This is a genomic window from Pedobacter sp. NJ-S-72 (assembly GCF_053890575.1).
In genome coordinates this window covers 2,722,804-2,745,969 of record NZ_CM132681.1, presented here as the reverse complement: position 1 = coordinate 2,745,969, position 23,166 = coordinate 2,722,804, and the positions used below count along the sequence as shown (strand labels likewise).

General features: G+C 37.8%; 21 protein-coding genes and 5 pseudogenes. 16 read left to right on the top strand and 10 right to left on the bottom strand.

The features are described from left to right. The first annotated feature begins 168 nt into the window (after positions 1 to 168). The 5 genes and pseudogenes from trpD to trpA all read left to right on the top strand — a co-directional run bounded on the left by trpD (position 169) and on the right by trpA (position 3,770). Positions 169 to 1,153: pseudogene (gene trpD, locus ACWYN3_RS18320) on the top strand (anthranilate phosphoribosyltransferase). Continuing rightward, complete coding sequence (locus ACWYN3_RS18315) at positions 1,150 to 1,758, top strand: phosphoribosylanthranilate isomerase (RefSeq protein WP_456222415.1); 609 nt, start codon at positions 1,150 to 1,152, stop codon at positions 1,756 to 1,758. The pseudogene trpD and the gene ACWYN3_RS18315 overlap by 4 nt, the downstream one beginning before the upstream one ends. 62 nt (positions 1,759 to 1,820) lie before the next feature. Continuing rightward, a pseudogene (trpB, locus tag ACWYN3_RS18310) lies at positions 1,821 to 3,004 on the top strand (tryptophan synthase subunit beta). 24 nt (positions 3,005 to 3,028) lie between these two features. After that, on the top strand, positions 3,029 to 3,268 hold the full coding sequence (locus tag ACWYN3_RS18305) for a tryptophan synthase subunit alpha (protein ID WP_456222414.1): 240 nt from the start codon (positions 3,029 to 3,031) through the stop codon (positions 3,266 to 3,268). Between the two features lie 4 nt (positions 3,269 to 3,272). Next, the gene (gene trpA, locus ACWYN3_RS18300; RefSeq protein WP_456222413.1) at positions 3,273 to 3,770 is read left to right on the top strand and encodes a tryptophan synthase subunit alpha; all 498 of its coding nucleotides are present in this window, start codon (positions 3,273 to 3,275) and stop codon (positions 3,768 to 3,770) included. A 63-nt stretch (positions 3,771 to 3,833) separates the two neighbouring features. Here trpA and ACWYN3_RS18295 read toward each other — a convergent pair whose 3' ends face one another. After that, positions 3,834 to 4,454: an L-threonylcarbamoyladenylate synthase gene (locus ACWYN3_RS18295; protein WP_456222412.1), complete on the bottom strand. Its 621-nt coding sequence runs from the start codon at positions 4,452 to 4,454 to the stop codon at positions 3,834 to 3,836. Between the two features lie 78 nt (positions 4,455 to 4,532). Between ACWYN3_RS18295 and ACWYN3_RS18290 the strand changes: the two are divergent. Further along, positions 4,533 to 6,190: pseudogene (locus tag ACWYN3_RS18290) on the top strand (FMN-binding glutamate synthase family protein). 92 nt (positions 6,191 to 6,282) lie between these two features. Here ACWYN3_RS18290 and ACWYN3_RS18285 read toward each other — a convergent pair. The 3 genes and pseudogenes from ACWYN3_RS18285 to sucC form a co-directional block, all read right to left on the bottom strand. Next, positions 6,283 to 8,156, bottom strand: a pseudogene (locus ACWYN3_RS18285) (M13 family metallopeptidase). 288 nt (positions 8,157 to 8,444) lie between these two features. After that, positions 8,445 to 9,893 carry an asparagine--tRNA ligase gene (gene asnS / locus ACWYN3_RS18280; RefSeq protein WP_456222411.1) on the bottom strand — a complete coding sequence of 483 codons (1,449 nt, stop codon included), beginning with the start codon at positions 9,891 to 9,893 and terminating at the stop codon, positions 8,445 to 8,447. A 625-nt stretch (positions 9,894 to 10,518) separates the two neighbouring features. Then, positions 10,519 to 11,709 (bottom strand): annotated as a pseudogene (sucC, locus tag ACWYN3_RS18275) (ADP-forming succinate--CoA ligase subunit beta). A gap of 195 nt (positions 11,710 to 11,904) precedes the next feature. Here sucC and ACWYN3_RS18270 point away from each other — a divergent pair. Genes ACWYN3_RS18270 through ACWYN3_RS18240 form a run of 7 tightly spaced genes read left to right on the top strand, consistent with a single transcriptional unit; the run spans position 11,905 to position 15,308 of the window. Beyond that, the gene (locus ACWYN3_RS18270) at positions 11,905 to 12,555 is read left to right on the top strand and encodes an ABC transporter ATP-binding protein (protein WP_456222410.1); all 651 of its coding nucleotides are present in this window, start codon (positions 11,905 to 11,907) and stop codon (positions 12,553 to 12,555) included. A 3-nt stretch (positions 12,556 to 12,558) separates the two neighbouring features. Further along, on the top strand, positions 12,559 to 12,753 hold the full coding sequence (locus ACWYN3_RS18265) for a hypothetical protein (protein ID WP_456222409.1): 195 nt from the start codon (positions 12,559 to 12,561) through the stop codon (positions 12,751 to 12,753). 16 nt (positions 12,754 to 12,769) lie between these two features. Next, the gene (locus tag ACWYN3_RS18260) at positions 12,770 to 13,051 is read left to right on the top strand and encodes a hypothetical protein (protein WP_456222408.1); all 282 of its coding nucleotides are present in this window, start codon (positions 12,770 to 12,772) and stop codon (positions 13,049 to 13,051) included. Then, a complete protein-coding gene (locus ACWYN3_RS18255) occupies positions 13,051 to 13,269 on the top strand; it encodes a hypothetical protein (RefSeq protein ID WP_456222407.1) in 219 nt (72 codons plus the stop codon). The genes ACWYN3_RS18260 and ACWYN3_RS18255 overlap by 1 nt, the downstream gene beginning before the upstream one ends. Then, positions 13,266 to 13,640 carry a hypothetical protein gene (locus ACWYN3_RS18250; RefSeq protein ID WP_456222406.1) on the top strand — a complete coding sequence of 125 codons (375 nt, stop codon included), beginning with the start codon at positions 13,266 to 13,268 and terminating at the stop codon, positions 13,638 to 13,640. Before ACWYN3_RS18255 ends, ACWYN3_RS18250 begins: the two co-directional genes overlap by 4 nt. 47 nt (positions 13,641 to 13,687) lie before the next feature. Next, positions 13,688 to 14,770 carry a S41 family peptidase gene (locus ACWYN3_RS18245; RefSeq protein ID WP_456222405.1) on the top strand — a complete coding sequence of 361 codons (1,083 nt, stop codon included), beginning with the start codon at positions 13,688 to 13,690 and terminating at the stop codon, positions 14,768 to 14,770. A gap of 28 nt (positions 14,771 to 14,798) precedes the next feature. Then, positions 14,799 to 15,308 (top strand): S41 family peptidase, encoded by a 510-nt coding sequence (locus ACWYN3_RS18240; protein ID WP_456222404.1) that lies wholly within the window; start codon positions 14,799 to 14,801, stop codon positions 15,306 to 15,308. A 102-nt stretch (positions 15,309 to 15,410) separates the two neighbouring features. Here ACWYN3_RS18240 and ACWYN3_RS18235 read toward each other — a convergent pair whose 3' ends face one another. Continuing rightward, on the bottom strand, positions 15,411 to 15,590 hold the full coding sequence (locus tag ACWYN3_RS18235; RefSeq protein WP_456223067.1) for a hypothetical protein: 180 nt from the start codon (positions 15,588 to 15,590) through the stop codon (positions 15,411 to 15,413). A 166-nt stretch (positions 15,591 to 15,756) separates the two neighbouring features. Then, a complete protein-coding gene (locus ACWYN3_RS18230; RefSeq protein WP_456222403.1) occupies positions 15,757 to 16,353 on the bottom strand; it encodes a M28 family peptidase in 597 nt (198 codons plus the stop codon). Positions 16,354 to 16,565: 212 nt separating this feature from the next. Between ACWYN3_RS18230 and ACWYN3_RS18225 the strand changes: the two genes are divergently transcribed. Then, positions 16,566 to 17,555 (top strand): potassium channel beta subunit family protein, encoded by a 990-nt coding sequence (locus ACWYN3_RS18225; protein ID WP_456222402.1) that lies wholly within the window; start codon positions 16,566 to 16,568, stop codon positions 17,553 to 17,555. 167 nt (positions 17,556 to 17,722) lie between these two features. Here the strand turns inward: ACWYN3_RS18225 and ACWYN3_RS18220 are convergent, their stop codons facing one another. Together ACWYN3_RS18220 and ACWYN3_RS18215 are read right to left on the bottom strand one after the other, a co-directional pair. Further along, a complete protein-coding gene (locus ACWYN3_RS18220) occupies positions 17,723 to 18,169 on the bottom strand; it encodes a hypothetical protein (RefSeq protein ID WP_456222401.1) in 447 nt (148 codons plus the stop codon). Positions 18,170 to 18,240: 71 nt separating this feature from the next. Then, on the bottom strand, positions 18,241 to 18,900 hold the full coding sequence (locus ACWYN3_RS18215) for a DUF6266 family protein (protein ID WP_456222400.1): 660 nt from the start codon (positions 18,898 to 18,900) through the stop codon (positions 18,241 to 18,243). 422 nt (positions 18,901 to 19,322) lie between these two features. On the opposite strand from ACWYN3_RS18215, the gene ACWYN3_RS18210 reads away from it, so the two are divergent. Next, entirely contained in the window at positions 19,323 to 19,787 is a 465-nt protein-coding gene (locus tag ACWYN3_RS18210) for a GIN domain-containing protein (RefSeq protein ID WP_456222399.1), read from the top strand. Between the two features lie 247 nt (positions 19,788 to 20,034). Here the strand turns inward: ACWYN3_RS18210 and ACWYN3_RS18205 are convergent, their stop codons facing one another. Beyond that, positions 20,035 to 21,483 carry a glyceraldehyde-3-phosphate dehydrogenase gene (locus ACWYN3_RS18205; RefSeq protein WP_456222398.1) on the bottom strand — a complete coding sequence of 483 codons (1,449 nt, stop codon included), beginning with the start codon at positions 21,481 to 21,483 and terminating at the stop codon, positions 20,035 to 20,037. Positions 21,484 to 21,600: 117 nt separating this feature from the next. After that, a complete protein-coding gene (locus ACWYN3_RS18200; RefSeq protein ID WP_456222397.1) occupies positions 21,601 to 22,461 on the bottom strand; it encodes a sigma-70 family RNA polymerase sigma factor in 861 nt (286 codons plus the stop codon). A gap of 495 nt (positions 22,462 to 22,956) precedes the next feature. Between ACWYN3_RS18200 and ACWYN3_RS18195 the strand changes: the two genes are divergently transcribed. Next, on the top strand, positions 22,957 to 23,160 hold the full coding sequence (locus ACWYN3_RS18195) for a helix-turn-helix domain-containing protein (protein WP_456222396.1): 204 nt from the start codon (positions 22,957 to 22,959) through the stop codon (positions 23,158 to 23,160). Positions 23,161 to 23,166 lie beyond the last annotated feature (6 nt).

Sequence of the window (23,166 nt, the reverse complement as noted above, 5' to 3'; positions counted from 1 at the left end):
TTTTCCAAAAACAATTCCATATTTGCTTTACAATGATACAAACAAACGGACTTAACATTTGGTGGTGGCACAACGCGATAGCGTAGTGTAACCCTATTTTGTACGTTTTATTTTATATACAATATTTTGAGGGTTGCTTTTTAAGCAGCCCTTTTTTTTTGACTCCCCATGAAGAAAATACTTAATCACTTATTCGAAAACAAATCTTTCAGCAGGGCAGAAGCCCGGCGTATCCTTACAGCAATTGCCTCCGGAATTTAATACTTCGCAGATTGCAGCGTTTATTACGGCCTTTGGGATGCGTAATATTACAGTCGCAGAACTTCAGGGATTTCGGGATGCAATGCTTGATCTCTGTGTAAAGGTAGACTTATCCAGTTATGAACTGGTAGATCTGGCTGGTACTGGCGGTGATGGAAAAGACACCTTTAATATCTCTACACTAGCTTCTTTTGTAGTGGCCGGAGCAGGATATAAAGTAGCAAAACATGGTAACTACGGAGTCTCTTCTGGCTGCGGGTCATCCAATGTAATGGAGTACCTGGGCTATAAATTTACAGACAATCAGGATGAATTGAAAAGAAGTCTGGATAGGGCAGGGATATGTTTTATACATGCCCCTCTGTTCAATCCTGCGATGAAAATTGTTGCTCCCATCCGTAAAGATTTAGGTGTTAAAACCTTTTTCAATATGCTGGGGCCAATGGTTAATCCGGCGCAGCCGAAAAACCAGATCGTAGGGGTATTTAGTCTAGAGCTGGCGCGTTTGTATGCTTATCTTTACCAGGATACAGACAAGAACTATACAATTATACATGCAGTAGACGGCTTTGATGAAGTTTCATTGACCTGCGATTTCAAAACCTTCAGTAAATATGGAGAAGCCCTGCTTAAAGTAAGCGATCTGGGTTTTGAAGAGATTGATGAAAATGAGATTGCGGGTGGAGATACCATTCAGTCATCCGCTCATATCTTTACAAGTGTATTACAAGGTACAGGTACTGATCCACAGAATAATGTAGTCTTATGTAATGCCGCGATTGCGATCCAGACTATTAAACCAGAACAATCTTTTGCGGATTGTTTTTATGAAGCGGAATCGTCTCTGGTAGGAGGTTTGGCTTTGAAAAGTTTCCGGAATCTAATCAGATGAGCACAAAACTGAAAATCTGCGGAATGAAAATACCGGGCAATATTGCTGAGGTTGTTGTTTTACAGCCAGCTTATATCGGTTTTATTTTTTACCCTGGTTCTAAAAGGTTTATTGGTGATTTGGATCCCTTACTCCTTAAAAACATCCCTGTAACGATAAAAACTACGGGCGTATTTGTGAATGAGGAGCTGGAAGTTGTGAAAAATGCAATTGCTCAGTATAACCTGAAGGCCGTACAGTTACATGGTCAGGAAAGTGCCGCCTATTGCGCACAGCTGAAAGGGCTTGCAGAAGTGATTAAAGCTTTTGGTATTGATGCCGGTTTTGATTTCAATACTTTAGATGAGTATGTGCCACATGTAGACTATTTCCTTTTTGATACGCAAACCCCAGACTATGGAGGCTCGGGCAAAACTTTTAGCTGGCAACTCCTGGAGCACTATAAAAATAAGACACCATATTTCTTAAGCGGGGGAATAGGAATAGAGCAGCTTGCTGGTCTGGAAAATATTAAAGATGAACGTTTATACGCCATAGATGTCAATAGCCGGTTTGAGATTTCACCCGGTTTAAAAGATATCGCCCTGCTTAGTGCCTGTAACTAACACTTGCTAAAATTTAAAAATGTCAGGCCAGCTGATGAGGCAGGCTGTTAAAAGATAAGACTATGAATTATTTTGTAAATGAAAAAGGTTATTACGGAGATTTTGGAGGTGCATACATTCCAGAAATGCTTTACCCGAATGTCGAAGAACTGAGACAAAATTATCTAAAAATCATTGGTGATGCAGATTTTCAAAAGGAATTTCATCATTTGCTGAAGGATTATGTAGGCAGGCCATCCCCGCTTTACCTTGCTCAGCGGTTATCAAAAAAATATAATGCGAATATCTTCCTTAAAAGAGAAGACCTGAACCATACCGGGGCGCATAAAATAAACAACACTATTGGTCAGATCTTATTAGCTGAAAAATTAGGTAAAAAGAGAATTATCGCTGAAACCGGTGCAGGCCAGCATGGTGTAGCTACAGCAACTGTATGCGCACTGCGTGGCCTGGAATGTGTAGTTTATATGGGTGAGATTGATATTCAGCGCGTCAGGCACCAAATGTAGCCAGGATGAAAATGCTGGGTGCTAAAGTAGTTTCGGCAGTTTCAGGGAGTAAAACACTGAAAGACGCAACCAATGAAGCTATGCGTGACTGGATTAATAATCCTGTAGACACACATTATATTATAGGATCTGTAGTTGGCCCGCATCCATATCCTGATATGGTATCGATCTTTCAATCCATTATTTCAGAAGAAACTAAAAAGCAATTAATAGAACAAACCGGGAACGACCAGCCTGATTATGTATTAGCTTGTGTGGGTGGCGGAAGTAACGCAATGGGTATGTTTTATCATTTTTTCAATGATGAAAATGTAAAACTGATAGCGATAGAAGCAGGGGGTAAAGGCGTAGATACCGGATTCTCAGCAGCGACTACTTTTCTCGGTAAAGAAGGTGTATTGCATGGAAGCAGAAGTATCCTGATGCAAACAGCAGATGGACAAGTGGTGGAGCCGCATTCAGTTTCTGCGGGATTGGATTATCCTGGAATTGGCCCTCAGCATGCACATCTTTTCAAAACAACAAGGGCAGAATATGTTTCCATCACTGATGATGAAGCATTGGATGCAGGATTACTTTGTACACAAATGGAAGGGATTATTCCTGCTATTGAAAGTGCACATGCACTGGCTTATTTAGAGAAAATGAAATTTACAGGTGGAGAAAACGTAGTGGTTTGTTTGTCCGGAAGGGGAGATAAAGACATGGATACTTACATGAAGCATTTCGGTTTTTAGTACATATTATAGCATACAGATCAAATGAACAGGATTAATAAAGTATTCAAAGAAAAAAAGAACAATATACTATCTATATATTATACAGCAGGTTATCCGGGACTAGGAGATACGGTTACTATTGCAGCTGCGCTGGAAAAAGCAGGGGCGGATATGCTGGAAATTGGATTTCCTTACTCAGATCCGGTAGCAGACGGCCCGGTCATACAAGCCAGCAGTAAACTCTCATTAGATCAGGGAATGGATTTATTTACTGTTGTTTGAACAGTTGAAAGAACTGCGTAAGACGGTAACCATTCCGGTTTTACTGATGGGTTATGTGAATCCGGTATTACAGTACGGAGTGGAGCGTTTTTGTAAAGCTTGTGCTGAGGTTGGTGTTGACGGTTGTATTGTACCCGATTTACCAATGGTAGAATATGAAGAGTTCTACAAAGACACGTTTCTGAAATACGGATTGAGTAATATATTTTTAGTTACGCCACAGACTTCTGTTGAGCGTATCCATAAAATTGACTCATTGAGCAATGGATTTATCTACTTATTGTCTTCATCGGCAACTACAGGGCAGAACTTACAGGTATCTGATACCACAGAGGCTTATTTCTCCAGACTTGCTGCCATGGAGTTAAACAACCCAACGATGATTGGATTTGGAATCAGCAGTAAAGAAACTTTTGACAAAGCATGTAAATATGCAAACGGAGGGATTATCGGTACTGCATTTGTGAAATCTATTGCATCAGGTAACCCGAAGAGAACATAGAAGCATTTATGGCAGGTTTCAGGTAATAATACCTGACAATTACCTCATAAGGATACTGGTTAACTACAGATAGTTTTCCAGTATTCCTTTTCCCTGACGGATGATTTCAAAGTCGCCCTGTGTACAATCTACTACTGTAGAAGGTTCATTATCTCCGTAGCCACCATCAATCACTGCATCAACCAGCGCTTCATATTTCTCATAGATCAATTCAGGATCTGTAGAATATTCAACCAGTTCATCATCATCTTTAATGGACGTTGATAAAATCGGGTTCCCTAACATTTCAACAATTTCCCTGGCAATGCTATTATCCGGTACCCTGATTCCTACCGTTTTTTTGTTTGAGCTCAGTAATTTCGGAACATTATTGTTCGCATTAAATATAAATGTGAAAGGGCCTGGAAGAGCTTTCTTTAACAGACGGAAAACAGTCGTATCAATTGGCTTTACAAAATCAGAGATGTGTCTCAGATCAGAAACAGTAAATGAAAAGTTAGCTTTCTCAGGTTTTATGCCTCTGATTTGACAAATTCGCTCAATCGCCTTCTGGTTGGTGATATCGCATCCTAATCCATACACAGTATCAGTGGGATATATGATAATTCCGCCCTTTTTAAGGACTTCAACCACTTGTTCAATCGCCTTCGGATTCGGATTTTCCGGGTATATTTTGATTAACATATGTAAATTTACGGATAATTTTGTTGAGTCGTTGATAAATGTTCGTAGTATTGCCCCTGATTTAGTAATTACAACAGTATGAGAAAAGCATTTATTGCGATTGCCGCATTTTTAGTCACGGCAACTTTGATGATTAGCCTGGCTTGGCCACCGTTTTATTGGGCATTTATTTTTATAGGTCCTGTCATTTTATTGGGCATTTATGACCTTTACCAGCCAAAACATAGTATTGTTCGAAACTACCCGGTTTTAGGTCGCTTAAGGTATCTTGCAGAAGATTTGCGCCCTAAAGTATACCAGTATTTTGTAGAGAGCGATACCAACGGAAAACCTTTCAGCAGGTTAAACCGTTCCCTGATTTATCAGCGTGCTAAGAAAGATAATGATACGATCCCATTTGGTACGCAGCTTGACGTTTATGAAAACGGATATGAGTGGTTAAGCCATAGTATCGCTGCGATCAGTCACCATGAATTAAATGAAGATCCAAGAGTATTGGTAGGAGGCCCTGATTGTGCACAACCTTATTCTGCCAGCGTATTAAATATCTCGGCAATGAGTTTTGGTTCATTGAGCCAGAATGCCATTCTTGCTTTAAACGGAGGTGCTTTTATGGGCAATTTTGCACATAACACCGGCGAAGGAGGGATTAGTGATTACCATGCTGCTCCAAAAGGAGATTTGATCTGGCAAATCGGAACCGGTTATTTCGGTTGCCGTAACGATGATGGCACATTTAACTATGATGCTTTTGGCGTACGATCAAAAACTGAACAGGTTAAAATGATTGAGATTAAACTTTCTCAAGGTGCAAAACCTGGTCATGGTGGTATTTTACCTGCAAAAAAGGTAACACCTGAAATTGCAAGAATCAGGTTAGTGAAAGAAGGCTTTGATGTCATTTCTCCACCTGCACACTCTGCATTCTCAACACCTTTGGAAATGCTTGCTTTCGTGAAAAGATTAAGAGAATTATCGGGTGGAAAACCTATTGGTTTTAAACTATGTATTGGCCGTAAGAGTGAATTCTTCGCTATTTGCAAGGCGATGGTAGAAACAGGTATATATGTAGACTTTATTACCGTTGATGGTGGTGAGGGTGGTACAGGAGCAGCACCACAGGAATTCTCTAACGCAGTAGGTATGCCGTTAAGAGAGGGCGTAGCTTTTGTTTATGATGTGCTTTCAGGTTTCGACTTAAAGAAACATATTAAAATTATTGCTTCAGGTAAAGTTTCCTCGGGTTTTGACCTGGTTAAAAACATTGCACTTGGTGCTGATTTATGTAATTCTGCAAGAGAATGATGTTTGCCTTAGGCTGTATCCAGGCATTGGAATGTAACAGTAATACCTGTCCTACAGGTGTAGCTACACAAGATCCTAGTTTGATGAAAGGTTTGGTTGTGGATGATAAAAAAGTGCGTGTTTTCAATTATCACCGTTTGACAGTGGCGAGCGCGGTTGAGCTTTTGGGTGCAGCTGGTTTACGTCACACTTATCAATTAACCCGGGCTTATATCAATAGAAGGATCGCACCAAATGTGATGCAGTCTTATATGGAAACTTTCCCATACATCCCGGAAGGATGTTTGTTGAAGACTCCGTATCCGTTGAGATTTGAATTAGGAATGGCTTTAAGCACTTCTTCTAGTTTTGCACCTACAGATTACAGAGTGACTGCGATTGATTATGCACATGCAAATTCATTCACTGATACACAGCAATCAAATAACTAATCAGCTGGCTTTAATTCTAAGCAGGCTCTGAATATAAAAAGGGGATGTGTCTTTACAGATACATCCCCTTTTCCTGTATTAAAATTTGTGTGCTACCAAACGCCTACACGATTAGCAGGAGCAACATACATCTTTGCAGTAGCTGGTACATTAAAAGCTTTGTAGAAAGCCTCCATGCTGTAAACAGCACCATTAACCCTGAACATCTCAGGAGAATGCGGATCAGTTTTTAAACGTACGCGCATAGACTCATCTCTGCTTTTGATACGCCAAACCTGCGCAAAGCTTAAAAAGAAACGCTGATCGGGAGTGAATCCATCAATTTTCTTGTCGCTTTTGCCACCAGGAGTTAATTTGAATGCCTGGTAAGCGATTGCTAAACCACCAATGTCTGCAAGGTTTTCACCTAAAGTCAATTCACCATTTACATGTTGATTGTCAAGTAGCGTAAAGCCATTATATAAGTCTACAACCTTTTTCGCTTTCTCTTTAAATTTGGTAGCATCTGTAGCAGTCCACCAATCTCTAAGATTTCCATCTTTATCATATTGTTTGCCCTGATGTCAAAACCATGAGTCATTTCATGGCCAATAACAGCACCAATAGCACCGTAATTGATCGCGTCATCCGCACCAGAATCAAAGAAAGGGAACTGCAGAATTCCGGCTGGAAAAACAATCTCATTAATGGATGGGTTGTAGTATGCATTTACCGTTGGCGGGGTCATTTCCCATTCAGTTTTGTCTACAGGTTTACCCATTTTTTCTATCATTTCCTTATAAGCATGTTTATCTGCCGACTGAAGGTTTGCGAAATAGGTATTTTTTGAGATCTCTACGTCATCATATTTTTTCCATTTATCAGGATAACCGATCTTTTTAATGAAGGCATTTAGTTTCTCCAGTGCTTTTTGTTTAGTAACTGGAGACATCCAGTCCAATTTCTCGATTCTTGATTTATAAACCTTTTGAAGATTATCTACCAGTTCAAGCATTCTTTTCTTTGATTCCGGGGTGAAATGCTCCTTTACATACAATTGTCCAAGCAATTCACCGATGTTGTTTCCGTCTGTGCTGCTTACAATAGCTTTCCAGCGCTCTTTTGGTTCTTTTAATCCTTGTATAGTTTTACCAAAGAAATCAAATTTGGCGGTACGGAAATCTTTGCTTAATGCACCTGTCGCATTATTGATCGCGTCAAACTTTAATTTTTCTTTCCAGATAGCAATTGGCTCTGATTTTAATAAGTTATTCAGCGCCTGATAATATTTTGGCTGACCTACTATGATTGTATCAGTTTTAAGCTCTAATTTACCTAATACTGATTTCCAGTCGATGTCCGGAGTCAGTTTCTGAAAGTCGGCCAGGTAATACTTGTTGTAGTTTTTAGGGATATCACGTAACTCAACAGGAGTAGAGTGTGAATTTGCAATACTTGTTTCCAGTTTAAGGATGTGGTCAGCAGATTTTGCTGCATTTTCTTTTTTTGAACCAGTTAGGATAAAAAGCTGTGTGATGTAGTTTAAAAAAAACCTGCTCTGATTTTTTTGGTTTCTGCATCGTTATTAGTAGTAGTAACTGCGCTCAGGTAATGTAATGCCTGACTGACCAAAGTTAACTGCATTTTTATTACTGATTTTGTCATCAGGTCCTACATGGAAATCTAATAAATCTCCGTTACCATTTTTATAACCGTCGGCAATAAAATTGATTACTTCTTTATAATCTTTAAGCCCATCAATCTGTGCAAGTAATGGCTTCAATGGTGCGTAGCCTAATTTTTCAATGGTAACAGTGTCCATTCCACTTGCATAGAAATCACCCACTTTTTGTTCCAGACTACCTTTGCTATGCTCTTCTTTAGCAGCATTAGTCAGGATCTGTTCCAGATTTTTTATATTATCATTATATAAGGTATAGAAAGAACCCCAGCCAGTTTCTGTCTTCGGGATCTCTGTGTTTTTCATCCATTTACCATTGGCGTACTGGAAGAAGTTATCTCCCGGTGTAACTGTGGTATCCATCCCAGACTTATCAAAGAATTCTGTCCGGACTTCTTTATTAGCGGTGCTGCCTTTGTCTTTATTCTGACAAGCAGCAAGCAGTGCCAATCCTGCTAATGGTAAAATTATTTTTGCTTTCATATTTGAAATATATATCTAAAACTAAGAAAATAGGCAGGTATAATTAAATATTGCGGTATAAAAAAAGAGGATGTCATTTCTGGCATCCTCTTTTTTTATAATTTATGTTGCTTAAAACTCTGCATTTTTTGGGAAACGAGGGAAAGCAATGACGTCTCTGATGTTAGTCATACCTGTCACAAATAATACTAAACGCTCAAAACCTAATCCGAAACCAGCATGAGGAGCAGAACCGAATCTTCTGGTGTCTAAATACCACCATAACTCTTCCTGAGGGATATTCATTTCGTGCATACGCTGTGTTAGCTTGTCTAATCTTTCTTCTCTTTGTGAACCACCGATCATTTCGCCAATTCCAGGGAATAAAACATCCATCGCTGCAACAGTTTTTCTGCCTTCAGCATCCGGCTCATTCTGACGCATGTAGAAAGATTTAATATCTGCCGGGTAATCTGTAAGGATTACTGGTTTTTTAAAGTGTTTTTCTACTAAAAATCGTTCATGTTCCGATTGCAGGTCAGCACCCCATTCATTGATCAGGTATTTAAACTGTTTTTTCTGGTTAGGCTTCGACGAACGCAGAATAGCAATTGCTTCTGTATAAGTTAAGCGTACAAAGTCGTTGCCTACACAGAAGTTTAGTTTCTCTATCAGTGATAATTCACTGCGTTCTTGCTGCGGCTTAGTTTTTTCGTCCTCTAATAAACGGTTATTTAAGAAATCAATTTCTTCTTTACAGTTTTCCAGTGCATAAGTGATGATATATTTCATCATATCTTCAGCAAGCTGCATGTTATCTTCCAGGTCAGCAAAAGCGATTTCTGGTTCAACCATCCAGAACTCTGCAAGGTGACGTGTAGTATTTGAATTTTCAGCTCTGAAAGTAGGGCCGAATGTATAAATCTGACCGAAAGCCATAGCTGCTAATTCACCTTCCAGCTGACCAGAAACTGTAAGATTGGTTGCACGGCCAAAGAAATCTTCTGAAAAATCTACTTTTCCATCTTCAGTTCTCGGTGTATTATCAAAATCAAGAGTTGTTACCTTAAACATTTCTCCTGCACCCTCAGCATCAGAAGCTGTGATTACAGGCGTGTGCATATAAACAAACCCTCTTTCATTATAAAATTGGTGTATAGCAAATGCCAATGCATGACGCACTTTAAAAACGGCATTAAAAGTATTGGTACGGAAACGCAGGTGAGCAATTTCTCTAAGGAACTCAAGACTGTGTTTTTTTGGTTGCAAAGGAAATTTTTCTGCATCACTGTCTCCAAGAATCTCAATAGAGGTAGCTTTTACGTCAACACGCTGACCTTTACCTAAAGACTCTACTAATTGGCCAGTTACAGCAATTGCCGCGCCTGTGGTGATTCTTTTTAATAATTCTTCCGCTGTATTTTCAAAATCAACAACTATCTGAATATTTCCCATGCAGGAACCATCATTGATGGCAATAAACTGGTTGTTACGGAACGTTCTTACCCAACCCATTACGGTCACTTCTCTGTTAAAATCAGTTGTTTCTAACAGGCTTTTTATTTTTTCTCTTTTAATCATGATTTTTCTGTGGAGCGCTCAAAAATAATGATTTCCATTTAGAAATAACAGGGTTAGGGGAGGGAGATTTGTTTTTTTAAAGAAGAGAATGAGAATTGTTTTTGAAGAGCATAATCTGAAATTGATTAATACTCTGTTTTGATCTTTTATTTTGATTATTTTATATTTATTTTTCTTGATTTTTGTTATTTATGTGTATTTAATTTGATTAATTGGGTTGATAATTTATTTTATTGTCATTTTTAATGTTTTTGTTGTTTTTGTTATGGTATTTTTGTGTATTTTTGTTGAGTTAATTTTAATTTATGTATTATTATTTATCTGTTTTTTTTTATTTTGATTTGTTTTTTTGTTTTTTTTTTTTTTTTTAATTAAATGATAAAATAAATTGATAAAACTTTTTTTTAATCAAAATATACCCTATGTTTGTATTGCTCGTTTAAATTATATTTGGTTAAAAACCTCTGGCGTAATTGCTGGAGGTTTTTTTATTTTAAGAAAAATTTGAGTTTAAACAACTTGAAATCTTAAAGGCACAAAAAAATGCCAACTGCTTTTACACAATTGGCATTCCTTATATTTTAGAAAAATTTAAAATCTCTAAGTTTTCCTCTTTCTGTATTGATTAAGCTAAAACTTTAGTAACTAAGGCAGCAGCATCTTTCAAAGCAATTGCTGAGAATACTTTCAAACCAGACTCATCAATTAGTTTTTTCGCTTCAACAGCGTTTGTACCTTGTAGACGGCAGATAATTGGAACAGGTATATCACCTATTTCTTTATAAGCGTCAATAACACCTTGAGCAACACGGTCACAACGAACGATACCACCGAAAATGTTAATTAAGATAGCTTTAACATTAGGATCTTTTTTAAGATGATGTTAAAACCAGCTTTTACAGTTTGTGCGTTAGCTGTTCCACCTACATCAAGGAAGTTAGCTGGCTCACCACCTGCAATTTTGATAATATCCATAGTTGCCATCGCTAAACCAGCACCGTTAACCATGCAACCAACGTTTCCGTCTAATTTTACATAGTTTAAGTTTGATTCACTAGCTTCAACGTCAGTTGGATCTTCTTCCAGTTTATCACGCATTGCTGCATAATCAGGATGACGGAATAAAGCATTCTCGTCTAAATCTACTTTCGCATCAACAGCAATAATTTTATCGTCTGATGTTTTTAAAACCGGGTTGATTTCAAACATTGCAGAATCAGTGTTGTCATAAGCTTTGTAAAGCGCAGTAACAAATTTCACCATTTCTTTAAAAGCACCACCGCTTAATCCAAGGTTGAAAGCAATTTTACGTGCCTGGAATCCTTGAAGACCAACTTTTGGGTCAATCTCTTCTTTGAAAATTATGAGGAGTGTGTTCTGCAACTTCTTCGATATCCATACCACCTTCGGTAGAATACATGATGATGTTTCTTCCGTTAGCACGGTTTAATAAAACGCTTACATAGAATTCTTTTGTTTCAGAAGCTCCTGGATAGTATACATCCTGAGCAACAAGAATTTTATGAACTTTTTTACCTTCTGCACTAGTTTGAGGTGTGATCAATTGCATACCTAAAATATCGGTAGCTCTTTGTTTAACCTCGTCAAGGTTTTTAGCTAACTTAACACCACCACCTTTACCTCTTCCACCAGCATGCACTTGTGCTTTAATTACTACCCAGTCAGAGTTGTAGTCTGCTTTCATTTTTTTAGCAGCTTCTACAGCTTGCTCAACAGTTTCGGCAACTATGCCTTCTTGTACGGCAACACCAAAACTTTTAAGTATTTCTTTACCTTGATATTCGTGTATATTCATTTGCTGAAAAAATTTGATCCAAATCTACAATTTCATATTGGTTTTAAAAACTTAGAGCCAGTTTAAATTTATAAAATAACCTTGTTTTTACCTTATTCTTGAATGAAAGATGGCAAATCTTGTAGCAGCAGCATTTTCTTATACCTCAATTTTAACGTTAAATGAAATTAATCTCAAATTTTGTAAGTTTGCTCCATGCTAAAAGCCACGGGTATCAGAAAAGCTTATGGGAATCTGCCGATCTTAAAAGGAGTAGATTTTGAAGTTGCCAAAGGAGAAATTGTCAGTATCATTGGGGCCTCTGGTGCAGGTAAGAGTACACTATTGCATATTTTAGGTACACTGGATAAACCAGATGAAGGTACTGTTGAATTAAATGGGACTAAACTAGCCCAGCTCTCAGGTGAGCCTATGAGTATTTTCAGAAATCAGAATATTGGTTTTATTTTTCAGTTCCACCATTTGCTGCCTGAATTTACAGCACTCGAAAATATATGTATTCCTGCTTTTATTGCTAAAAAAAGCAAGAAGGAAGCAGAAAGCCGTGCGTGGGAGCTTTTAGATCTCCTTGGTTTGGAAGAGCGTGCATGGCATAAGCCTAATCAACTTTCGGGCGGTGAGCAGCAGCGTATAGCAGTGGCAAGGGCCTTGATTAATAATCCTGCTATTATATTGGCCGATGAGCCTTCCGGAAACCTCGATTCAGCAAATGCTGAGTCATTACACCAGTTTTTTATCACACTGCGTGATAACTTTAAGCAGACATTCGTAATTGTTACCCATAATAAAGACCTGGCTGAGATCAGCGATAGGGTTGTCACCATGAAAGATGGTTTAATTGTATAAAATTTGAAAACACTAATTACCGGAGGCAAATCTGCCCAGGCATTAAAAATATTAAAGGCATTTACTAACGACCAGGTTCTATTAGGAGATTATGGCGATATGCCTTCTTTTGCCTCAGCTCAATATCAGTTTGTAAGTCTTGGGGATAAAAATGAGGAGACTATTGCGCATACGCTGCTTAATGCTTGCTTAGCTTAGGGATGCTGACCGTTTATTGCCTCTTTACCAATTTGAACTGGAAGCTGTAATGAGGTCTGCTATCTTATTCGAAGAATTCAATATCCATGTTTTATTGCCTGATTTAACCGGTTTTCCGCTTTATTTGTCTGAAACGGTTAGTGACAAACAGAACTGGGCTGTATTTGATAAAGGTGAACTGCTTTACGCAACTATGCCAGCTGGCAATTTTGCTGTTTTGGGAAAAGAAAAAGTATTGAATGGCGTATTCTATATGAATGAAGCCTCAGACGAACAATCCTTATTTACTATTGCATAATGAAGTATCAGGAACATATTAATACTAAACAGGCTTTTGTTTTTGGTCTGGATGATGTTTTATATCCCGTAAAGGATTACCAGTTGCAGGTTTACTATCTGTTTGCACAGTTTATAGAGTATGGAGAGCAGATTGATGCGCAGGAGATCATTCGTTTTATGAATGAAACCTATTTAGCAGATGGTACTGAAGATATCTTTGCTAAAAAACTGCTGTGAAATTTGATTTGCCACAGAAATATATAATCAATTTTGATTTGTTGCAGCAAAATGCGAAGCTGCCTTTAAAACTATTGCTTTTTGCTCCTGTACTTGACTTTTTAAAAGAAGTCCATGCAGCAGGGAAACCTATCTTTCTATTGGTAGATGGAGATCCTGTACAACAGTTAAATAAAATCAGGCAAATGGAATGGAATGGGCTGGAGAAATTCCTGATCGTCTATTTTAGTGCTGAAACAGGAACCTTTGAACAGACGCTTGATATGATTATTCTGAAGCATGATTTAAAAAAGAAAGAAGTTTTAGTAATTGGTAAAAGTCTGTATGACAGTGTAGATAAAATTGAATTTTTGTCTGTGGATCAACTTTGATCCACATTCTTTATTTACCTTAACGGCATAATTCATATTACCTATTTATGAGGATTCATTTGCTAAGCAATCGTTTAACGGTTTGTGCGCTGTTTCTTTTTGTTGTGATTTTCAGTTCATGCAAAAAGAGCCCTAAACCAGAAATTACTGATAATACTAACAGCACATCCAGAGGAGGAGCACCAGGCGGGACAAGAACCCAGCTGACCCTTGATTCTCTATATCTGTATGCTGCACAGATTTACTACTGGAATGATGCACTTCCTGAATATAGTAAGTTTAATCCAAGACAGTTTTCGGGTAAATCACAATCAATAGATAACTATGATGATGAGCTGTTTGCAATCACTCAGGCTAATGAAAATCATAAGAATGAAAATCCTCTAACTGGTAAATCTTATGAATATAACGGTCTTGGCTATCCAAAGTATTCAAGGATAGATGATCTTACTCAAGCTAATCCGAGCGCCAGTGCTGCATTAAAGTCTGCCAATGTTGATATAGATAATAATGGTTATGACGTAGGCATCAGGCCAGTTTTTTACACATTCACTAATTCTGATAAGTATGAATTATTTGTAACCGCCGTTTATCCGGGATCACCGGCCGAAACTGCTGCTGGTGTAAAAAGGGGCTGGTTAATTACAAAAGTTAATGGAAGTACCGTAGGTGCGAGCTATACCAAAGAGTCTGAATCGGTATTTAATTCATTCTCGGCGGCTTCTATAAAAATAGAAGGTTTCAATGCTGTTGATAAGGTTCCGTTTAGTGTAACATTAAACAGAACCTCTTATAAAAGCAGTCCTGTTTATGCGGCTAAAGTTATTTCCAGAGGTGGTAAAAAAATAGGTTATTTAGCATTTGCAAGATTTTCTTCACTAACTGGCAGGGACGGAGGAAGTGATTCCTACCTGGATCCCGTATTTGCTGATTTTAGTGCACAGGGCGTTACTGATCTGGTTATAGATTTAAGATATAATGGTGGCGGATACGTGAATTCAGCAGCCTATCTGACCAATTTGATTGCTCCATCCAGTACTTCAGGACAAGTCATGTTTACTGAGATTTATAATGCAACAATGCAGGCCGGTAAGGCAACAATTCTTGCAAATCAGCCATTGAGGAGTTGATGGAAAGATCTTATATCAAAACGGCAGAATGCTGACTGCTGCAGATGATAATTATACAACAGCTGCAAATAAAACTGCATTCAGCAAAAAAGGGAGCCTTGCCGGAGTAAGTAATATAGTATTCATTGTTTCAAGAAATACAGCTTCTGCAAGTGAGATTGTGATTAACAGTCTTAAACCCTATATGAATGTCAAGCTGGTAGGGGATACGACTTATGGAAAACCAGTTGGGTTTTTTCCTGTCACGCTCGAAAACAGATATGAAGTTTTTATGCCAATATTTGAAACCAGAAATGCAAGAAACGAAGGTGGATATTATACTGGTATAGTACCGGATGTATTGGATGAATACGATGACCCTGAATACGTTTTTGGTGATGAAAGAGAGAACTACCTGTCAAGAGCATTGAATGTATTGGCTCCGGGTGCCACTGCTACCCAGGGGGTAGCGAGTACCGGTATGAGAAGAGCGAGTACAGAGAGTTTTAAAACCAGCAGATCAGGCCGGTTAATCCAAATAGTGAATTTGTCGGAATGATTGAACGAAGACGTTTACCAAAGAAATAAACATAAAAAAAAAAACGCTGCAAAGCGTGTTTTTTTTATGTTTATTTCTTTGGCTGATCGCTGTATCAGGGAATTATCTTCTTTTGGATTGCAGCCTGTCGCGTAACACTTTCTCTACGGTACGCTCTTTATCAAAATTATCTGTGATCTCCAGGATACCATTTGCAGCATTAATAAAGAATGTCTGGTTGATATTCTCAAATTTATCAGAAGCCTTGTGATAATCTTTGTGATCTTCTACTCCAAAATAGATAAAAGGGATATTCTTAGCATTAAATGCCGACTGATCACTTTGGTTTGTCCAGTCATCAGCGGCTAATTTTGAATTATCATGTCCAAAAAGAATCTTTAAATCAGGATTGGTTGTTGCAATGTAGTTTTTAAGCTGAGGATACTTGTAAGTACCAGCGGCGTATAATTCACCCCTTGTCGTTATGACTGATCATATCTAGGTTTAGATTGAGTTTTATTTTTTTAAGATCAACCGGAGGGTGATTAACAAAGTATTCAGAGCCTTTTCTCCCAAATTCTTCTGCATCAAAAGCAGCAAAGATCATGGTGTACATTGGTTTGTTTCTTGCGTAATGTGTCGCTATTTTTAGAAGTCCGGCGACCCCTGAAGCATTATCATCTGCACCATTATAAAGTTTTCCGTTAATTATTCCCAAATGATCATAATGCGCAGAAATCACAATAACCTTACTGGTTGTACCTTTGATATAGCCAATCATGTTTTTGCCATTGATCTTAGGATCATCTATGCCCGAAAAATTAAATGATTGCTGATAGCCACTGCATGATGGATAAGATCTAAGACCGATTTCCTTGAATCGTTTTGACAGATATGTCCTGGCTAATTCGGCACCTTTGGTTCCTGTCTTCCGGCCTTCATAGGCGTCTGAAGAAAGAATTTTTACGTCATTTATTAATTGATCAGCGTGTGCTGGTTGATTTGATGTTTTTACTGCATTGCAGCCCAGAGTAAATGCCAGGGGTAATAGCAAATATAATTTCATAGCGCTAGCTTTTTGTGAATAGATTATGGTGTTGAATATCCCTAATATATTACAAAATAGTGACACATCAATGCGCTATCCGAAAAACTTAAGTAAAGCGCTCATGTTCTTATTTAATACATTTAGCTTATTAATTACGGAGATAATTGATCAAGCAGCAATTTTGCTGATGGCTAAAACAAGCGATTATAATAAAACAAAATCATATAAAAATGGAATACAGACGTTTAGGGAAATCAGGATTACAACTTAGTGCACTTTCTTTGGGAAGCTGGTTAACATTTGGTCAGCAAATCAGTGATAAAGTTGCGGATGAACTGATGGGTATTGCTTACGATGCTGGTGTAAACTTTTTTGATAATGCAGAAGGTTATGCCGAAGGAAAGTCAGAAGAAGTAATGGGTAAGGGTAAGATCATTAAAGCACATCAGTGGGAGCGTGAATCATACGTAGTTTCCAGTAAAGTTTTTTTTGGTACAGAAAATAAAGGACCTAACCGGATTGGGTTGTCAAGAAAACATGTAATCGAAGCCTGTCACGCAGCTTTAAAAAGATTACAGGTTGACTATCTGGATCTATATTTTTGTCACCGCCCTGATAAACAAACGCCTGTTGAAGAAACGGTTTGGGCAATGAATACTTTATTGCAGCAAGGTAAAATCTTATACTGGGGAACTTCAGAGTGGAGTGCAGCAGAAATTATGGAAGCTATTCGTGTAGCGCGTCAGTACAATTTAATTGGCCCGACAATGGAGCAGCCTCAATATAACCTGATCGAGCGAAATAAGCTTGAAAATGAATATCTGTTGCTGTTCAAAGAATATGGTTTGGGAACTACCATCTGGTCACCTTTAGCATCAGGACTGCTTTCGGGTAAATATACAGCAGGCGAAGCTAAAAATACACGTCTGGACATGAAAGGGATGGAATGGCTGAAAGAATCCGCACTGGCAGAAGAAAAATTGGCAAAAGTTAAGAATTTGCAATCGCTTGCTGATGAATTGAATGTGCCATTGGCTAAACTCTCATTAGCATGGTGCTTGAAAAATCCAAATGTAAGTACAGTAATATTGGGTGCTTCAAAAACAGAACAATTGAAAGAAAACCTGACTACTTTGGATGTATTGCCTTTATTGACTGATGAAGTAATGGGGAATATTGAAGGAATTATGCAAACTAAACCTGTATTGCCTCAGTTTTAACGCGAAATTACATTAAAATAAAGAATTGGCTTTAGTGCCTCAGGGCCGGAAGAAATTCCGGCTCTTTTTTCATATTTAACGCCTTCCGAAGTTAAACGCATATGCTACTTTTAAACCCGCAATTGGAGTCATGTCATTTGGAGAGCCAGCATTACGCTGTATACTGATCAGATCAGTATTGAACACAAATTCCAGTTTATTACGTTTGTCTCTAATATTAACTGATAACCTAATGCCGCTGTCCCCCCGATTCCTAAGCCCCCCAGATCATTATTACCACCGGCATAGTAAAGTGTCGGACCAAGCTTAGCGAAAAAATTGGGAATGATGTAATATCTGGCAGCTAAATCCAGGTGAAACAGATCCCATGATTTAGCCTCATTAAGCGTTATTAGTCCTCCTTCTACTGGCGAATAAAAAGTTGACTGATCACCGTTGATTCTGTCGAAATTAAATGATGCATCAAATCCCCATTTTTTGTTGAAGGCTAAATTGAGCTGTACAGCTCCGCCAGTACCAAACTTGTAAGCATCTGCATAGGGTTTATTTACACCATATCTAAATCCTATAGCATTTCGTGATTGTGCAACACCTGGCTGCATATTGGTGATCATTAGAAGGATAAATACGAAATTAAAAACGAGAATGTGATGTTGAATAAAATGGCATGCCTTGTAAATGATTTTCATGAAATTAATTTATAAACCTTCCGCAAATATACGCTTCTGGAAACCTGATCACTCATCACATCTTTAAAGGCTATAAATACTTCATAAGTCCTCTGTTTACTATAAAGGGGATTAAGGCGGAAAGTATCTTTTAATTCGTCTCTGCGCGCGCCACTATAATTGGCATGTACATTCCCGAAAGTTTTATCATATAATAGAATAATAGCACGGTCGTTTGGAGACCCTATGCCTGTTTGATCTTCGTCCCATACGAAATTAAAAGTGTCTTCTGATAGTGTGACCACCACGTTTTCGGGTTTAACCAGTTCTCCGTCTGCAACCAATATCTTATCCCAGTTGATCTCCTGCTGAGGGAATTCTCCTTTAATGGCATTTTTCATATTGAAGGACTTAGCAGCATTGTTGGCAGAGATATCCTGATCCGTGGCTATTTGCTTAAAACCTATTTGAAGGAACTCGGAAATGGGGTTTAAAAAGGGACTCAAAACCTTCATTTTATTGGATTGAGCTTGCTGTGCAACAGTTCTGACTGCTTTTTTACGTCCTTTTTTGGGCTTAGAACGGGCACATACCTTATTCTTCCACTGATAAATCACAATGTTTCCGATTTTTCCTCTGATACCTGCTAATACGGTGCCTTCCTGTAAAATTGCCATAATTATATCTGGTTGGTTACTCTTACTAATATAGTTAAATTAATAAGAATAAGTGTCGTTTGTAATTTATTTTAGAAAAATAATTTACAAGTAGTTCAAATGTTGTTTGATAAGAATCAAATGAGCTTTGAAGAACCTGTACAGGAGCTGTGAATGATGTCTGAACAAGGTAGGGCTACCTGCCTTATTATCAGTTGCTTGTGGAGGATGTTTTTTTGATCGTTTTTCGGCTGTTTAAAAATGGGTTTCAATAGAAAAGCTGGAATTAATCCCTGTGTTTGTCGGGAAATTAATGGCGTTTGTCGGATTTGAAAGATACATGGTATAAAAGGCGAAAAACTTTGCAACATCCGATGGAGGTTTGTGTCTTAATTACAAACAACCAGAAGACAGATTTTTAGAAAAATATTAAAAATAAAGACATGAAAAATTCATTGAAAACATTAGTAGCATCGGCAATGACTGCCATCGTTTTGTCGGCCACAGTATTTAGCTCAATCGCTGCTGAAACCATAGTGCCAACTGAAAAAAGACCTGCAAAAGCAGATATTAAAAAAGTTGTAGTACTGGGTAATACTCAGGTACTCCTTGTACAAAGTAATAACGATCGGGTTTCGATTGAGGAAGGCAGGATGGATAAGGTATCGGTTGAGCAGATGGGAGATGTCCTGACTGTGAGCTCGAAAGAAGATGTACCCGTGACAGTAACAATCTATGTGAAGAATTTGTACAGGATCTCTGCTTTAAATAATGCAGATGTCAGAACCGCTGGTAAATTTAGCTTACCATATCTTCAGGTAATTCTAAGAGATCATGCAGCTGCTCATATTAATGCTAAAACAGAGAGTATTTATACAGATATGGATGGGGGACAGATCTGGATTTAGCAGGAACAACTGAGCATCATACCATCAGGAATTCAGGAATAGGGAGTTTGAACATGAAAAAGTTAGCTGCGCTGAAAACTGATAATTTATCCGGAGAATTAAGCCTGGCAATGAATACAGTAAAATAAAAAGGTTAGGAATGCAGGTGAATGGGAAATCGGGACTTTACCTGAATCAAAAATGGCCGGAATTTCTTCCGGCCATAACAGGGATTAATTCCCAATTTTTTTATCTGATTCAGATAAGTTTAATAGTAAGTAAGACGTACTACACCAGCTAGTTTTTTAGCCAGACGGATTACCTGTCTTGTATAGCCATATTCGTTATCATACCAGGTATAGATGACTACTGATTTGTTATCTTTTGCCATAATTGTAGCGGGGCCGTCAATAATAGAAGCATGACTGTTTCCAATTAAATCAGAGCTAACCAACTCATTTGATATCGAGAATTCTATCTGCTCAGATAAATTACCGAAAAGTGAGGCTTGTTTGATGATATCAATTACTTCATCTCTTGAAGTAACTTTGTTCAATGATAAATTCAGAATAGCCAGTGAAACATTAGGTGTGGGAACACGTACTGCGTTTCCTGTTAGTTTTCCACCAAGATGAGGGATAACTTTTGCTACTGCTTTATCAGCGCCAGTTTCAGTAATAACCATGTTTAAAGCTGCAGATCTGCCACGACGATATTTTTTATGGTAATTATCTAATAAGTTCTGATCGTTTGTATAAGAGTGAATAGTTTCTATATGACCTTTCTCTATACCGAAAGCATCATCCATGACTTTCAATACAGGAACAATAGCATTCGTTGTACAGGAAGCATTTGAAACGATTGTCTCTTTATTAAAATCAAAGTCGGTATCATTGATTCCGGCAACTACATTAGGAATGTCTCCTTTAGCGGGTGCTGTTAATAATACTTTAGCGATACCATTAGCTGCAAGGTGACGGCTAAGGCCTTCACGGTCACGGAATACGCCTGTATTGTCAATTAATAATGCATCTTCAATACCATAGGCCGTATAGTCTACGTCTTCGGGGTTGTTTGCTACAATGAAATAGATTGTTTGTCCATTGATAATTAATGCTTTATTGATGAAATCTTCAATAATAATTCCATTAAAAGTACCATGAACGGAGTCTGTACGTAATAATTCTGCACGTTTGATCAGTTCCTCATCACTGTAAGTTCTGGTCACAATAGCGCGCAGTCTGAGCTGTTCACCTTTACCGGCCTGAAGAATTAATTCTCTGGCAGCTAGTCTTCCAATTCTTCCAAATCCAAACAAAACTACATCCTTTGGTAACAGGCTGATTTTGTCTTTGCCGATATGACGGCTCAGTTTGCTGATCACAAAATCATGCATGGTTGCAAAATCATTGTTTTCATCCAGCCACTCTGCTGCAAGTCTTCCTATATCAACACGAGAAGGGGCAAGATTACATTTTGCAAGTTCATTTGCTAATTCCAGCGTTTCATAGATGTTGATGTCTTTGCCTGAAATTTCTTTAGCGTATTGGTGGTGAGCAAGGATTTCACTGCTACCTACATCGAATAATGGTTTGCGAAAAAGCACTAATTCAATAGATCTGTCAAACCAGAGCTGGCCAACAACATTTAGTAATTCAACTGCTTTTTTCTCTTTTTCAATCCAGTTCTGAAATTCGGATTGGTATTTATTAAACATATCGGGGTTATTTGGTTAGAGTGCCACAAAAGTAAAAAAGATTGGGGGAAACCCAATCTTTTTCTATCCGATTATTTATTTAAGAGTCTATTTAAATTTTAAATAGACTTTAAGAGATTAACCTAAGTATGATTTTAATATTTTACTACGTGAAGTATGACGCAGGCGTTGTAATGCTTTGTCTTTAATCTGACGTACACGCTCACGGGTTAAGTTAAATTTCTCACCGATTTCTTCCAGAGAAAGAGGGTGGTTAGTACTTAAACCAAAGAAAAGAACGATGATTTCACGTTCACGCTCAGTTAACGTAGAAAGAGAACGTTTGATTTCTTCAGAAAGTGATTCATTAATTAAACTACTGTCAGTATTCGGTTCGTGATTTTCTAAAACATCCAGCAATGTATTTTCTTCACCCTGAACAAAAGGAGCATCCATAGACACGTGTCTTCCGGAGTTACTTAGCGTATCAGAGATCTTATCAACAGTTGTTTCAAGGATATCAGCTAATTCTTCAGGAGATGGCTCGCGCTCAAATTCCTGCTCTAATTTAGAGAATGCTTTACTGATCTTGCTCAATGAACCAACCTGGTTTAACGGAAGACGAACAATACGACTTTGTTCAGCAATAGCCTGTAAAATTGACTGACGGATCCACCATACAGCATAAGAGATGAATTTGAAACCTTTAGTCTCATCAAAACGCTTAGCTGCTTTGATCAGTCCAAGGTTACCCTCATTAATTAAATCACCTAAAGTTAATCCCTGATTCTGATACTGTTTAGCTACAAAAACTACGAAACGTAAATTTGTCTTTGTCAGACGCTCCAGAGCGGCCTGATCACCCTCACGTATCTTTCTTGCTAGTATTACTTCTTCTTCTGCGGTGATTAAATCTACTTTACCAATCTCATGAAGATATTTGTCTAGAGATTGACTCTCGCGATTGGTTATGGATTGGGTGATTTTGAGTTGTCTCATTTATGTGCTTTGGTGCTCTTTATGTGTTAGAACGTGCAAAAGTAAGGATTAAAAGGCAATTTAAAAACTTAAATTCCTGAAAATGTTACTTTTGCACCGCTTATTATATACGATAATTTAGTAGCAAAAATTATTCCAAAGTACTTTTGACAGTCGGGTTGTCTTATATTGATAAATGTACATTATTTATCGTGTTTCAATGATAAATGCTTGCTTTTTAATAATTCATCTTTTAGGAGTATCAATTATTCAGGTGCAAATAAGGGTGTTTTATTGAATTTATATGATAATTAAATGAAAAAAATATGTTTCTTAATTTACATATGTCACATGTCATTATTTAATATTGCCGTCATCATATTTTATTATTTTTTCTTAAAATTCTTTTATTTTGGAAAAAGATGTCTATAAAAGCCGACAATTTTACCGATTTTTATAATTCTGAATTCAGGATATGAATTTATGGTTTTCTTATTTTTCATAAAAGATCTGCATATGCCTATAGTTATAAATCTGGATGTAATGCTCGCGAAACGCAAAGTATCTCTTACTGAATTGAGTCTGAAGGTTGATATCACCCTATCTAATCTTTCTATCCTAAAAACCGGTAAAGCAAAAGCTATCCGGCTGGAAACTTTAGAAGCCATTTGCAAGGCGCTGGACTGTCAGCCGGGTGATATCTTAGAATATATCCCTTAAAAATCA